The organism is Streptomyces yerevanensis (assembly GCF_000716805.1).
Classification (GTDB): Bacteria; Actinomycetota; Actinomycetes; order Streptomycetales; family Streptomycetaceae; genus Streptomyces; species Streptomyces flaveus.
Genome location: NZ_JNWJ01000032.1, coordinates 48,845 through 63,570, shown reverse-complemented (window position 1 = coordinate 63,570; position 14,726 = coordinate 48,845). Strand labels below are relative to the sequence as shown.

Genomic DNA, 14,726 nt, shown 5'->3' with positions numbered 1-14,726 from the left:
GGTCGTCGTACGGCCCGGAATGGGTGGGGTGAGGCGGTTACCGGGGCGGCGGCGGTGCCGTGCTGTCGCGTACCACCAGTCGTGTTGGGACGAGCGTGGTGCCGTGTTCGGTTTCGTCGTGGCGCATCTGCCGCAGCACCCCTTCCACGCACAGCCGCCCCACCTCGGCAAAGTCCTGGTGAACCGTGGTCAAGGGAGGCAGAAAGGACCCGGCCTCGGCGATGTCGTCGAAGCCGATGACGCTGACGTCCTCCGGTACCTTCCGGCCCTGTTCGTGCAGGGCGCGCAGCAGGCCGAGCGCCATCTGGTCGTTGGCGGCGAAGATCGCCGTGCAGTCCTTCTGGCGGGCCAGTTCGAGCCCGGCACGGTAGCCGGACTCGGCCGACCAGTCGCCCCGTACGAGAGGCGGGGTGGGGCGTCCGGCCTCGGTGAGTTCGGTGCGCCAGGCCTGGGCGCGGCGCTCCGCTGCGTACGACTCCTCGGGGCCGGCCAGGTGCCAGACCGTGTGGTGGCCGAGGTCCAGGAGGTGGCGTACGGCGGTGCGGCTGCCGCCCGCCTGGTCGCTGTCGACCACGGTGTAGCGGTCGTCGGCGTCCGAGTCGGCCACGACGATGTGGACGTGCGGTGGCAGGGAGAGGGTCACCGCGTCCAGCAGATGCACCTCCAGGATGACGATGACGGCGTCAACAGCCAGTTCCCCCAGGCGGGAGAACGCGCCGCGGACCTCGTTCTGGGTGGGGAGGGCCACGGGCAGGAGTGTGACGGCGTAGCCCTCGTGGGCCGCGGAGGTGGCGATCGCCTCCAGAGTGCGGACGTTGCCCGTGGTGGCCAAGCCGAAGGTGATGACCCCTATGGTGCGGAACTCGCCGCGTTTGAGGGCGCGTGCGGCGCTGTTGGGGCGGTAGCCCAGTTCCTCCATCGCCGCGAGCACCTGGCGGCGGGTCTCCTCGGTCACGCCTTCATAACCATTGGAAACGCGGGAGACCGTCTGTGAGGAGACGCCGGCCAGCCGAGCGACATCCGCCATGGAAGCGCTCTGTGCGCGACGACCTGCTCTTGTTCTGGTACGCACTCGTGCCCGGGGCGCCGGCGCACCGTCCGCAGTGTCCACCCGTCTCCCTTGTCGCTCGGGGCGCAGTTTCCGCTGCCGACCCTTGACCGTCGTCATCGGGGCAGTGTAGACATTCCGCCATCAGATGTTTACGTAAACATAACAGCCCATGGACCCTCGCAAAGAGGAATGTTTACGCAAACATCTTCGGCGGCGCACAACGCCGGTTCCGGGATGGATTGAACGAGGAACGACATGACGACGCTAGAACCGCCGGTGGCCGCGGACCGGCCCCCCGGCCCCCGGCCCCCGGCAAAACGGAACCGCCGCTCCTGGAAGGGGTGGGGGTTCATCGGCCCCTTCGTGGCGGTCTTCGCCCTCGTCTTCCTGGCCCCCATCGCCTACTCGATCTACCTCAGCCTCTTCCGGGACCAGCTGATCGGCGGCAACCAGTTCGTCGGCCTGGACAACTACACCCAGGCCATCGAGGACGACCGGTTCTGGGACTCCCTCATACGGGTCTCGCTCTTCCTCGTCGTCCAGGTGCCGATCATGCTCGGCATCGCCCTGCTGATCGCGCTCGCCCTGGACAGCGGACGGCTGTACGGCAAGGACTTCTTCCGGATCACGATCTTCCTGCCGTACGCGGTGCCCGCCGTGGTCGCCACCCTGATGTGGGGCTTCATGTACGGCACCCGCTACGGCCTGGTGGGCGACATCAACGAGGCCTTCGGTGTCACGCTGCCCGACCCGCTCTCGACCGATCTGGTCCTGGCGTCGATCGGCAACATCGTCACCTGGGAGTTCGTCGGCTACAACATGCTGATCTTCTACTCCGCGCTGCGGGTCATCCCGCACTCCCTCTACGAGGCCGCGGAGATCGACGGTGCCGGACAGTTCCGCGTCATCACCGCCATCAAGCTCCCCGCCATCCGTGGCGCCCTCGTCATCGCGACGATCTTCTCGATCATCGGCAGCTTCCAGCTCTTCAACGAGCCGAACATCCTGCGGCAGTTGGCGCGCAACGCCATCACCACGGACTACACGCCGAACTTCTACACGTACTCGCTGTCCTTCAACGGCCAGCAGCAGAACTACTCCGCGGCGGTCGCCATCATCATGGGGCTGATCACCATGGTGATCGCCTACATCGTGCAGCTTCGCGGCATGCGCAAGGGAGCGTGACCCGATGAGCACCCCTCTCACCGCTGCCGCCAAGACCCCGGCCGCTCCGGCCGCAGGCTCCGGCAAGGGCACCCCCCGGCTGCGTACGCCCGGCAAGAAGCACACTCCCGGGCGCCCCAAGCGCAGTGTCCTGCTGACCGTGCTCACCGGCCTGATGCTGCTCTACACCGTGGTGCCGTTGATCTGGCTGGTCATCAGCGCCACCAAGACCCAGGAAGGTCTTGCCGACTCCTCAGGGCTGTGGTTCGCCGACGACTTCGCCCTGTGGTCCAACATCAGCGACACGTTCACGTACAACGACGGCATCTTCACCCGCTGGCTGCTGAACACCCTGCTGTACGTCGTCCTCGGCGCCGGCGGGGCCACCTTCCTGGCGATCCTGGGCGGCTACGCGCTGGCGAAGTTCGACTTCCCCGGCAAGCGCGCCGTCTTCGCCACGGTCATCGGCGCGGTCGCGGTCCCGGGTACGGCCCTGGCGGTCCCGACCTTCCTGATGTTCAGCAAGATGGGGCTGACCGACACCCCGTGGGCGGTGATCCTGCCCTCGCTCGTCTCGCCCTTCGGTCTGTATCTGATGTGGGTGTTCGCCACCGAGGCCATCCCCGTCGAACTCCTTGAGGCCGCCCGCGTGGACGGAGCGAGCGAGGCGCGCACCTTCTTCCAGGTCGCCCTGCCGCTGCTCGCCCCCGGCATCGTGACCGTCCTGCTGTTCACCACGGTCGCGACCTGGAACAACTACTTCCTGCCGCTGATCATGCTCAAGGACCCGGACTGGTATCCGCTGACCCTGGGGCTGAGCGCCTGGAACTCCCAGGCCGAGACGATCGGCGGTGACGTGATCTTCAACCTGGTGATCACCGGTTCGCTGCTCACCATCGTGCCGCTGATCGCCGCGTTCCTGCTGCTGCAGAAGTACTGGCAGTCCGGGCTCGCCGCCGGAAGCGTCAAGGAATAGGGGGACCCATCAGAAGCCCCCTGACCCTCCCCGAAGGCCCCACGCCCCCACACAACGTCAAAACCCTCACCCTGTCCCACCCACGAAGAAGTGGAAGCACCTCCATGCGCAGAACCACAAGCCGCCTGATGCGCGGCATAGCAGTCCTCTCCGTCCTCGCCCTCGGCGCGACCGCCTGCGGCGGCTCCGACGACAGCGCCGGTGGGGAGCCGGTCTCCGGCGACGACATCACGGCAGCCCTGGAGAAGGGCGGCACGGTCACGGTCTGGGCCTGGGAGCCGACGCTCAAGACGGTCGCCGCCGACTTCGAGAAGAAGTACCCCAAGGTCAAGATCAACCTCGTCGCCGAGCGGTCCGGCGACAAGCACTACACCGCCCTGACGAACGCCATCTCGGCCGAGAAGGGCGTCCCCGACGTCGCGCAGGTCGAGTACTTCGCGCTGAGCCAGTACGCCCTCACCAAGGGCCTCTCCGACCTGGCCCCCTTCGGCGCCGACAAGCTCAAGGACAAGTACACCCCCGGCCCGTGGAACGCCGTGAACGAGGGTGACGCCGTCTACGGCCTGCCGATGGACTCCGGCCCCATGGCGATGTTCTACAACAAGGCGGTCTTCGACAAGCACAAGGTCGCGGTCCCGACCACCTGGGACGAGTACGTGGACGCGGCCCGCAAGCTGCACAAGGCCGACCCGAAGGTCTTCATCGCCAACGACGCGGGCGACGCGGGCTTCACCACCAGCTTGCTGTGGCAGGCCGGTTCGCGTCCCTACAAGGTCGACGGCACCAACGTGAAGGTCGACTTCTCCGACGCCAACGCCAAGAAGTACACCGACACCTGGCAGCCGCTCATCGACGAGAAGCTCGTCTCGCCCATCACCGGCTGGACCGACGACTGGTACAAGGGCCTGGGCGACGGCACCATCGCCACCCTGACCACCGGCGCCTGGATGCCCGCCAACTTCGTCACCGGCGTGCCGCAGGCCTCCGGCGACTGGCGCGCGGCGCCGATGCCTGCCTGGACCAAGGGCGACAAGGCCAGCGCGGAGAACGGCGGCAGCTCCCTGACCCTGCCCACGCTGGGCAAGAACAAGGAACTCGCCTACGCCTTCGCCGAGTACGCGAACTCCGGCGACGGCGTGCAGACCCGCATCGACGAGGGCGCCTTCCCGGCGACCAAGGCGGAGCTGGAGTCCCCGGAGTTCCAGAGCAAGGAGTTCGAGTACTTCGACGGGCAGAAGGCCAACGAGATCTTCGCCGAGTCCGCGGCCAACGTGTCCGACGACTGGTCGTACCTGCCCTTCCAGCAGTACGCCAACTCGATCTTCAACGACACCGTCGGCAAGGCGTACGTCTCCGACACCAAGCTCTCCGAGGGCCTGAAGACCTGGCAGGACGCCTCCATCAAGTACGGCAAGGAGCAGGGCTTCACCGTCGAGTAGTCGAGGTACGCCCTCACGTCGCCGCCCGTGCGACAGCGCTCCGCTGGAAGTGCAGTGATGAGGCTGCGGGCCGGTGGGGGCTAGTCGCGCAGTTCCCCGCGCCCCTTACAGGGCGCGGTACTGCACCGGCCTTCACCAAGGCTGCTCAGCCGAGGTACGCCCCCGCCGCCCCGTGCCGCACACCGGAAGGACCACCATGATCTCCACCCTCCTGTCCCAGCTGCACGGGCCGGACGGTGACTCCACCCCACGCCTCGTGTACGGCGCCGACTACAACCCCGAGCAGTGGCCTCGTGAGGTGTGGGAGGAGGACGTACGGCTGATGCGTGAGGCCGGCGTCAACCTGGTCTCCGTGGGGATCTTCTCCTGGGCCCGCATCCAGCCGGCCCAGGACGAGTGGGACTTCGGGTGGCTCGACGAGATCATGGACCTGCTGCACGCGGGCGGCATCGGGGTCGACCTCGCCACCGCCACCGCGTCCCCGCCACCCTGGCTCACCACGGCGCACCCGGAGATCCTTCCGGTGACCGCCTCCGGTGAGACGGTGTGGCCGGGGGCGCGGCAGCACTGGCGGCCCACCTCGCCGGTGTTCCGCCAGTACGCGCTCCACCTGGTGCGGAAGATGGCCGAGCGTTACGCCGGTCATCCCGCCCTGGTGGCCTGGCACATCTCCAACGAGCTGGGCTGCCACAACATCTACGACTACTCGGACGACGCCGCCCGTGCCTTCCGCGACTGGCTGCGCGCCCGCTACACCACGCTCGACGCCCTCAACCACGCCTGGGGTACGGCCTTCTGGTCCCAGCGCTACAGCGAGTGGGAGCAGATCCTGCCGCCCCGGCTGACCGCCTCCCACCCGAACCCGACCCAGCAGCTGGACTTCAAGCGCTTCTCCTCCGACGCGCTGAAGGAGTATCTGCGCGCGGAACGGGACGTACTGCGGGAGATCACCCCCGACGTGCCGATCACCACCAACTTCATGGTGATGAACGGCACCAAGGGCATGAACTACCCGGACTGGGCGGGCGAGATCGACTTCGTCTCCAACGACCACTACGTCCACCCCGGCCCCCAGGACCGCGACGAGCTGTCCTTCTCCGCCAACCTGACCGGCGGCATCGCCGGCGGGCGGCCCTGGTTCCTCATGGAGCACTCCACCAGCGCCGTCAACTGGCAGCCCGTCAACGTCGCGAAGCGCCCCGGTGACCTGGCCCGCGACTCGCTGCTGCATGTCGCGCACGGCGCCGACGCCGTGTGCTATTTCCAGTGGCGGCAGTCGGCAGCCGGCGCCGAGAAGTACCACTCCGCGATGGTGCCGCACGCCGGAGAGGACAGCGACCTCTTCCGCGCGGTGGTGGCCCTCGGCGACACCCTCAAGACCCTGGCCCCGGTCGCCGGAAGCGAGCGCGAACCCGCCCCGGTGGGCATCCTCTTCGACTGGGACTCGTGGTGGGCGAGCGAGCAGGACTCCCACCCCACCTCCCTGCTCGACTACCGCCAGGAAGCGCTCGACTGGTACTCCGCGCTCCTCGCCCTCGGCATCCGCGCCGACCTCATCACCAGCCGCACCGACCTCGACCGCCACCGGGTGCTGATCGCGCCGGTGCTCCACGTCGTCCCCGCCGAACTCGCCAAGGAGCTCACGCGGTACGTCGAGAGCGGCGGCCACCTGGTCACCACGTACTTCTCCGGAGTCGTCGACGAGAACGACCACATCTGGCTCGGCGGCTACCCGGGCGCCCTGCGCGAACTGCTCGGCATCCGCATCGAGGAGTTCGGTCCGCTGCTCGAAGGCGAGAGCGTCGACCTGGACGATGTCGGCACGGGCTCCCTGTGGACCGACCGGATCACCGTCACCGACCCGGAGGCGGAGGTCCTGGCCCACTACCGCACGGGTACGTATGCCGACCGGCCCGCCGTGACCCGCCGGTCCACGGGCAGCGGTTCGGCCGCGTACGTCTCCACCCGGCTCGGTGTCGAAGGGCTCACAGCGCTGCTGCCGCGGCTGCTCGCCCCGGCCGACGTCGAGAGCGAACTGCCCGCCGCCGCACGCGGGTCGGTCGAGCAGACCGTACGCCGCGGCACCGACGCCCGCTTCCTGTTCCTGGTCAACCGGACCGATTCGGCAGTGCCGCTGACCGGCCTCACCGGAGAGGTCCTGCACGGCACCACCGACGCCGACGGCGATCTCGTACTGGAACCCAGGGGCGTCGCCGTACTACGGCAACCCACCACTTGACCCCCGCACTTGGACTTCCTCGGACAGCACCGCACCCGTCCGAGGGCCATCCCTCCTGCCCCGACGGGTGGGAGGACCACCGCAGCTACCACCACCGCAGTTGGGAGCACACGACACGATGGCACGCCGCACCCGCAACAGACGGCTCCTCGGAGCCGCCGGCCTCACCGCCCTGGCCACCGGGGCCGCCCTGCTCTCCGCCCCGTCGTCCACGGCACAGGTCCCGGAGGCGGACACCCCCTCCGTCACCGTCCGGCCCGACCCCTCCTACAAGCACGACAAGTTCGAGGGCTGGGGCACCAGCCTGGTCTGGTTCGCGAACGCCACCGGCGACTATCCGCCGGCGGTACGGGAGAAGCTGGCGAAGCTCCTCTTCGACGACTCCGGTCTCGCCCTGAACATCGCGCGCTACAACATCGGCGGCGGCAACGCCCCGGACGTCAAGGACTACCTGCGCGCCGGCGGCGCCGTGGAGGGCTGGTGGAAGGCCCCGGCGGGCACCACCCGCGAGGACACCGACTGGTGGAGCGCCGAGGACAAGAACGACTGGAACCCGAAGGCCGACGCCACCCAGCGCTGGTGGGTGGACCGGATCAAGAAGGACATCACCCACTGGGAGACGTTCAGCAACTCGCCGCCCTGGTTCATGACCGAGAGCGGCTACGTATCCGGCGGCTTCGACTCCAAGACCGACCAGCTGAAGCCCGAGTCGATCGACGACTTCGCCAAGTACCTGGTGGGCGCCACCGAGCGCCTTGAGAAGGCCCACAAGATCGACGTCGACACCCTCGACCCGTTCAACGAGCCGAACACCGACTACTGGGGCACCAAGCTGGGACCCGACGGCGAGCCCGTCGGCGGCCGTCAGGAAGGGGCCCACATGGGCCCCGAACTCCAGCAGAAGGTGCTCCGCGCGCTGGCCCCGGTGCTGAAGAAGTCCCGTACCGACGCGGAGATCTCCGCGATGGACGAGACCAACCCGAGCACCTTCACGCAGAACTGGCTCAGTTACCCGCAGGAGGTGCGCGACCTCGTCGACCAGATGAACGTCCACACCTACGGCACCGGCGGCCGCACCAGCGCGCGCGATCTCGCCAAGGCCGAGGACAAGCCGCTGTGGATGAGCGAGGTCGAGGGCGACTGGGGCGACGGCCAGAGCTTCACGGACATGCGTCCGGGCCTGGGCCTCGCCCAGCGCATGGTCGACGACCTGCGCGAACTGGAGCCCAGCGCCTGGGTGTTCTGGCAGCCGGTCGAGGACTACGACAACATGAAGCCCGGCGGGGAGTCCGCGAAGGGCGGCAACTGGGGCTCCATCCAGCTCCCGTTCAGCTGTACCTCCGAGGACACCCTCGAGTCGTGCCCGATCTACACCAACACGAAGTTCGACACCGCCCGGAACTTCACGCACTACATCAAGCCCGGTGACCGGCTGATCCAGGTGAACGACACCTCCAGCGCCGCCGCCGTCTCCAAGAAGGGCGACGGGGCGAGCGTCGTCCACGTCAACAGCACCACCGGCGCCCGTTCGGTCACCGTCGACCTGTCGAAGTTCGGCAAGGTCAGCGGCAACGCCACCGTCACCCCCGTGGTGACCAGCGCCGACAACAAGCTCGAGCGGCACAAGGCCATCAAGGTCAGCGACCGCAAGGCCACCTTCACCGTGCCCGCCCAGTCGGTGACGTCCTTCGTCGTCAAGGGCGTGTCCGGTGTCGCCAAGGACGCCGCGCTGCTCCAGAAGGGCCACACCTACGAGCTGACCGGTGTCCAGAGCGGCAAGGCACTGACGGTCGCCGACAACGGCACCAACCTGGTCATCAGGTCGGCCGCCACGGGTGCCGCTGCGGCCGGCCAGGAGTGGAAGCTGCGGAAGATCAGCGGTAACACGGACAACCGGCAGCGGTACGTGTTCACCAACCCGGTGGAGGACAAGCGTCTCGCCGTCCGTGACGGCGCCCCGATCGTGGAGCCCGACAAGGGCGGACGCGACAAGGCCACCCAGTGGATCATGTCCACGACCGGTGACGGCACCTTCACCCTCGTCAACGCCGACACCGGCCGCCTCCTGGAGGTCGGCGGACAGGCCACCAACGAGGGCGCGGCTGTGACGCTGTGGACGCCCAACTCCGGTTCCAACCAGCGCTGGAGGGTCACGGACGTGACCGACTGATCCACTCGCACCTGTGCGTGGGGCGTGACGCCTCCGGTCCGGCGGCCGGAGGCGTCACGTTTTTCTGCCGTACCGGTGGGTGGTAGGTCCCGCGGCCTAGGGCCCACTCGGACGAAAATCCCATGTACGGGGCGCGGGCCGGTTGAGAGCATGACTGCCATGCTCAGAGCCGCTGTAGAGAGACCCGTGTCCCGCCGTTCCGCGCCGCCCGCCTGGGTGGTGGTAGCGCTCGCCTGCGCGGGGCAGTTCCTCGTGGTCCTCGACGTCTCTGTGGTCAATGTGGCGTTGCCGTCGATGCGCGCCGACCTGGGGCTGAGCGCGCCGGGCCTCCAATGGGTCGTCAACGCGTACACGATCGCCTTCGCCGGATTCATGCTGCTCGGCGGGCGGGCCGGGGACCTGTACGGGCGCAAGCGGATGTTCCTGATCGGGCTCGCCCTCTTCACGCTCGCCTCGCTCGGCGGCGGGCTCGCCCAGGCGGAGTGGCAGCTGCTGCTCGCGCGGGCCGTGCAGGGGCTGGGCGCGGCGGTGCTCGCGCCCTCGACGCTGACGATCCTGACGTCGGCCGTACCGGAAGGGGCGGCACGCGCGCGTGCCATCGCGACCTGGACGGCTGTCGGCGCGGGCGGCGGCGCGGCGGGCGGGCTCGTCGGCGGACTCCTGGTCGAGGGATTGTCATGGCGGTGGGTGCTGCTGATCAACGTGCCCGTCGGCGCCGTCGTCCTGGCCGGCGCCCTGCGGTGGCTCGTCGAGAGCCGGGCCGGTGACGGGCGGCGGCTGGATCTGCCGGGGGCGCTGCTGGTCACGGCGGGCCTCGCGACCCTCGCGTACGGAATCGTGCAGACGGAGGCCGAGGGCTGGACCTCGTCCGCGGCCGTCGCCCCGCTGCTTGCCGGGGCCGCGCTGATCGGGCTGTTCCTGCTGGTCGAGGCGCGGACGAAGACGCCGCTGATGCCCCTGAAGCTGTTCCGCATACGGTCTGTGGCGTCGGCGAACGTGGCGATGTTCCTGTGCGGCGCGGCCATGTTCTGCATGTGGTTCTTCATGACGCTGTACGCCCAGAACGTGCTCGGCTATACGCCCTTGGAGGCCGGCCTCGCGCTGATGCCCAGCTCGCTCGCGGTGGTGCTGGGCGCGAAGCTTGCGCCGCGCCTCATGCGCGTCGCCGGGGCGCGCCATGTCGCGGTGTTCGGGACCCTGGTGGCCGCCGTCGGGTTCGGCTGGCAGTCGACGATGAGCGCGGACGGTACGTACCTCACCGCGATCATGTTCCCCGGGATCCTGATGATGCTCGGCGCCGGACTGGCGGCGACGCCGCTCGGCTCGCTGGCCACGTCGGGGGCGGCGCCGGGGGACGCCGGACTGGTCTCGGGCCTCGTCAACACCTCGCGCACGATGGGCGGTTCGCTCGGCCTCTCGGTGATGTCGACGATCGCGGCGGCGCGGACCGGGGGCGGTACGTCGGCCGCGGCGCTGACGGAGGGGTACGCATTGGCTTTCCGTACGGGTACGGGTGTGCTGCTGGGCGGCGCGGTACTGATGCTGCTGTGGCTACCGAAGCGCTCCGCTTGAAGGGGCGGTTCGTATCTGCGGGTACGTCGTGGCTGGTCGCGCAGTTCCCCGCGCCCCTAAAAAGGCCTGCGGCCTCCTTCGGGGCGCTGGTCGCGCCCACGCGGCGGAGCCGCAAATGGATACAGCCCCGCGCCCCTAACCCCCGCCAGGGGGTGGAGGGTGACAGTCGTGTCGCGGCTGCGGGTGCGTCGTGGCTGGTCGCGCAGTTCCCCGCGCTCCTAAAAAGGCCTGCGGCCTCCTTAGGGCCTGCGGCCCCCTCGGGGCGCGGGGCCTCAGAGCCAGCCCTGCTGCCGTGCCTCTCGCATCGCCTCCATGCGGTTGCGGGTGCCCGTCTTGCCGATCGCGGAGGAGAGGTAGTTGCGGACCGTGGACTCGGAGAGGTGGAGTCTGGTGGCGATGTCGGCGACGGTCGAGCCGTCGGCGGAGGCCTTCAGCACGTCGCATTCGCGGGCCGTGAGCGGACTCGGTCCCGCGCTCAACGCGGCCGCGGCGAGCGCCGGATCGATCACCGTCTCGCCGGTCAGTACCCGTCGGATGGAGGCGGCCAGCTCCTCCACGGGCCCGTCCTTCACCAGAAACCCCGCGGCGCCCGCCTCCATGGCCCGCCGCAGATACCCAGGGCGGCCGAAGGTGGTGAGGATCAGCACCCGGCAGTCGGGCACCTCGTCCCGCAACCGCGCGGCGGCGTCGAGCCCGCTGATCCCCGGCAACTCGATGTCCAGCAACGCGACATCGGGCCGCGACTCCAGGGCCGCGTCCACGATCACGTCCCCCGCCGCCACCTGCGCGACCACCTCGATGTCGTCCTCAAGCCCGAGCAGTAAAGCGAGGGCGCCCCGCATCATCCCCTGGTCCTCGGCGAGCAGCACGCGGATGGACTTGGCGGGACGGTGGTCCCGGGGCATCTCGTTCACGGCCCAAGCGTAGGCTGGGCGGACACACTCCGGACCTGGCTCTTCAGGCCGCCGTCCCCGGCAGCTTCAGCACGCGCGCCCTCTCCGAAACGTCCGCCGGGTCCCCCTCCTCACCCAACTCCGCCGTCTCCACCGGCAGTTCCGCCGACACCACGAAGCCGCCCCGTGGACCGAGCCCCGCCTCCAGCGAGCCGCCCGCCGCCGCGAGGCGTTCCGTGAGGCCCTTGAGCCCGGTGCCGCCGATGCCGCGGATCGACGGGGGCGGGCCGGACGCGGGAAGCGCACCGCGGCCGTCGTCCGAGATGCGCAGGCAGACGCGTTCCGGGCCGCCCTCGACCGCGATCTCGCAGCGGGTCGCGCCGCTGTGGCGTACGGCGTTGGTGACGGCCTCGCGGATCACCCAGCCCAGTAGCGCTTCCGTCTGGGCGGCGAGCGGCGGGCCCGACTGGCGTACGACCGGTTCGATACTGGCCGCCTGCAACGCCGAGCGGGCCCGGTCGAGTTCGGTGGCCAGGCTGCCCTCGCGGTAGCCGGTCACCGCCTCGCGGATCTCCGTGAGCGCCTGGCGGCCCACCGACTCGATGTCCCCGACCTGGACCAGCGCCGCGTCCAGGTCGCGGTGGATCAGACGGCGGACCGCCTCCGACTTCACCACGATCACGGAGAGGGTGTGGCCGAGCAGATCGTGCAGGTCGCGGGAGAAGCGGAGCCGTTCCTCCTCGACCGCGCGGCGGGCCAACTCCTCGCGGGCGGCGCGGAGTTCACGTACGGCCTCGGAGAGGGAGAGGATCGCCGCGGTCACCATGGTGGAGAGGAAGGTGCCGTACGCGACGTTCACCGCACCCCAGCCGTCCCGGACCGCGGCCGTGGCCCCCGCGAGCAGGGTCAGGCCGACGCCGACCCTGCCGAGCCACGGGCCTCGTACGATCGCGCCCGTCGCCAGGCCGAGCAGCGGGAAGAAGAGCAGCCAGCTGTCGCCGTAGACGATGGCCAGCGTGCAGGTCACCACGCCCAGCGCGATCAGCATCAGGCGGGTGGAGCGGGCCTCGCGTGCCTCCTTCGAGAAGGCGCGGAACACCAGCGCGATGTAGAGGGAGTTGAAGGCCACCAGGCCGATGCCGCCGATCCAGGGGTTCGGGGTCTTGCCCTGGAACAGGTTGGAGAAGGAGCCCAGGCCCATCAGAAGCCAGGGGAGGAGGGCGAAGCCGCTGGGCGGCGGGCCGAGTTCCTCCGGCGGCCGGCCGGTCTTCTTCCGGTCGGTCTTCTTCTGGGCCCGGGCCCGCTCACAGCCCTCGGCGTGCCGCAAGGCCAGCCAGTAATTGATCCTGGTCATCCAGGACATGCCCTGCCCCCGCTCAAACGGTTCCAGACAGATTCAGACGGTTCGCGCGGTCCTGCGGTACGAAGTAACAGCGTACGAGCCGAAGGCCAGCAGCCAGAGGCTCAGCACCAATACCGCCCCCAGGGTCGGCGCATGCCCGTCGGCGACCGCCGTGCCGAGCTGCGCGAACCGGTTCGTCGGTGTGTACGCGGACACCGAGCGCAGCCACTCCGGGAAGAGGGCGATCGGGAACCACAGGCCGCCGACGACGGCCAGCACCAGATTGCAGGCCAAGTTGGCGACCCCGGTCGTCTGCGCGGTCAGCCGGTAGCCGTTGCCCAGGCCGAGCAGCGTGAACGGGATCGAGCCCAGCCACAGCAGCAGCGCGATCGCCGCCCACTTCCACAGATCCAGCCGTACGCCATTGACGAGCCCGCCCGCCGCCAGCACCGCAACGATCGCCGGCAGCACCGTCACCGCCCCGGTCAGCGCCCTGCCGATCACCACCTGGCGCGGAGTCATCGGCGTGATCCGCAACTGCCGCAGCCAGCCGGTCGACTTGTCCTCGGCGACGCCGCCACCGGTGTTCAGGGCCGAGCCCATCGCCCCGTACGCGGCCATGCCGACCATCGAGGCGGTCTTCCAGCCGCTGTCGTCGCCGCCGAGGTTGGTGAACAGCAGGTACATCGTCACCGGCATCACAACGGTGCCGATCACAAAGCCGGGATCGCGCAGCGTCCGCCGCACTTCGAGCCGCAGGTACTCCCACACCACACCAGTCACCGCCATCACACCCTTTCCAGCACGCTCGACGAGCCCGACGTCAGCGCCAGGAATGCGTCGTCCAGCGACGCGGGCGCCACCTCCAGGCCGCGCACGGCACCCATCCCGGCGAGCGCTATCACCGTCGCGTCCGAGTCCTCCGTACGCAGCCGCGCCCGGTCCCCGCGCACCTCCACCGACACCACACCGGGCAGCAGGGTCAGGCCCTCCGTGGAGCGGCCCGCCAGGTCGAAGGCGACCAGGTTGCCGCCCGCCGCCCGCCTGAGCTGCTCACCGCTGCCGTCGGCGACGATGCGGCCCCGGTCGATGACCACGATCCGGTCTGCGTTGGCGTCCGCTTCCTCCAGGTAATGCGTGGAGAAGAGGACGGTGTGGCCGCGCCGCGCGTACGCCCGCATCGAGTCCCAGAAGGCGTACCGCGCCTCGACATCCAGCGCGGCGGTGGGTTCGTCGAGCACGATCAGCGCGGGGTTCCCGGTGAGCGCGACCGCGAACCGCACCCGCTGCGTCTGGCCCCCGGAGAGCCGGTCGACGCGCCGCCCGGCCAGCTCGGCGATGCCCGCGAGCTCGAGCGCCTCGGCGACCGGCATCGGCGCCGGATACGTACGGGCGACGAATCCGACCAGCTCGCCCACGGTCACCCGCGGCACCGGTCGGCCGTCCTGGAGCATGGCGCCCACCCGGCCCGCGCGTGCGGCCTCTTCCGGCGCCGCGCCGAAGAGCCGTACGACACCCTCGTCGGGCTCGTTCAGGCCGAGGAGCAGCGAGATCGCGGTGGACTTTCCGGCGCCGTTGCGGCCGAGCAGCGCGACGGTCTCACCGCGCGCCATCTCCAGATCGATCCCGTCCACGGCGCGTACCGAGCCGAAGGTCTTGACCGCCCTCGTGAAGGACACGGCCTGATGCGTCGTCCCAGTCGTTTTCTTCATGGGTACGACGCTATGAATCCGGGGGCCGGGCACGGCAGATGCGCTTGTACGGACTCGGGCGGGACAAATGTCACTGCCCGCTCCCCACAGCCCCATAGGCCCACAGCCCTGGGCAGCTCATCTGACATAGCGTCAGGAGTCTTCACAAGTACCGGGAGCTGGGCTATA

General features: G+C 69.5%; 11 protein-coding genes. 6 read left to right on the top strand and 5 right to left on the bottom strand.

The window, feature by feature from the left end; translation table 11 throughout:
- Window positions 1-37: 37 nt before the first annotated feature.
- Entirely contained in the window at window positions 38-1,027 is a 990-nt protein-coding gene (locus OP79_RS29705; protein ID WP_033324527.1) for a LacI family DNA-binding transcriptional regulator, read from the bottom strand.
- A gap of 279 nt (window positions 1,028-1,306) precedes the next feature.
- On the opposite strand from OP79_RS29705, the gene OP79_RS29700 reads away from it, so the two are divergent.
- From OP79_RS29700 to OP79_RS29675, 6 genes are all read left to right on the top strand, one after another.
- Window positions 1,307-2,236: a carbohydrate ABC transporter permease gene (locus tag OP79_RS29700; protein ID WP_033324526.1), complete on the top strand. Its 930-nt coding sequence runs from the start codon at window positions 1,307-1,309 to the stop codon at window positions 2,234-2,236.
- Between the two features lie 4 nt (window positions 2,237-2,240).
- Complete coding sequence (locus OP79_RS29695) at window positions 2,241-3,191, top strand: carbohydrate ABC transporter permease (RefSeq protein ID WP_033324525.1); 951 nt, start codon at window positions 2,241-2,243, stop codon at window positions 3,189-3,191.
- A 104-nt stretch (window positions 3,192-3,295) separates the two neighbouring features.
- The gene (locus tag OP79_RS29690; RefSeq protein WP_033324523.1) at window positions 3,296-4,630 is read left to right on the top strand and encodes an ABC transporter substrate-binding protein; all 1,335 of its coding nucleotides are present in this window, start codon (window positions 3,296-3,298) and stop codon (window positions 4,628-4,630) included.
- A gap of 196 nt (window positions 4,631-4,826) precedes the next feature.
- On the top strand, window positions 4,827-6,869 hold the full coding sequence (locus OP79_RS29685; RefSeq protein WP_033324522.1) for a beta-galactosidase: 2,043 nt from the start codon (window positions 4,827-4,829) through the stop codon (window positions 6,867-6,869).
- 118 nt (window positions 6,870-6,987) lie between these two features.
- Window positions 6,988-9,039 carry an RICIN domain-containing protein gene (locus OP79_RS29680; RefSeq protein ID WP_033324520.1) on the top strand — a complete coding sequence of 684 codons (2,052 nt, stop codon included), beginning with the start codon at window positions 6,988-6,990 and terminating at the stop codon, window positions 9,037-9,039.
- Between the two features lie 159 nt (window positions 9,040-9,198).
- Window positions 9,199-10,611, top strand: a complete 1,413-nt coding sequence (locus OP79_RS29675) for a DHA2 family efflux MFS transporter permease subunit (RefSeq protein ID WP_033324519.1) — start codon at window positions 9,199-9,201, stop codon at window positions 10,609-10,611.
- Between the two features lie 272 nt (window positions 10,612-10,883).
- Here OP79_RS29675 and OP79_RS29670 read toward each other — a convergent pair whose 3' ends face one another.
- Genes OP79_RS29670 through OP79_RS29655 form a run of 4 tightly spaced genes read right to left on the bottom strand, consistent with a single transcriptional unit; the run spans window position 10,884 to window position 14,558 of the window.
- Window positions 10,884-11,516, bottom strand: coding sequence for a response regulator transcription factor (locus OP79_RS29670; RefSeq protein WP_033324582.1), 633 nt, complete (start codon window positions 11,514-11,516; stop codon window positions 10,884-10,886).
- Window positions 11,517-11,568: 52 nt separating this feature from the next.
- Complete coding sequence (locus tag OP79_RS29665; protein WP_078492087.1) at window positions 11,569-12,867, bottom strand: sensor histidine kinase; 1,299 nt, start codon at window positions 12,865-12,867, stop codon at window positions 11,569-11,571.
- Between the two features lie 33 nt (window positions 12,868-12,900).
- The gene (locus OP79_RS29660) at window positions 12,901-13,617 is read right to left on the bottom strand and encodes an ABC transporter permease (RefSeq protein ID WP_033324579.1); all 717 of its coding nucleotides are present in this window, start codon (window positions 13,615-13,617) and stop codon (window positions 12,901-12,903) included.
- A gap of 17 nt (window positions 13,618-13,634) precedes the next feature.
- Window positions 13,635-14,558 carry an ABC transporter ATP-binding protein gene (locus OP79_RS29655; protein WP_033324517.1) on the bottom strand — a complete coding sequence of 308 codons (924 nt, stop codon included), beginning with the start codon at window positions 14,556-14,558 and terminating at the stop codon, window positions 13,635-13,637.
- Window positions 14,559-14,726: the final 168 nt, after the last annotated feature.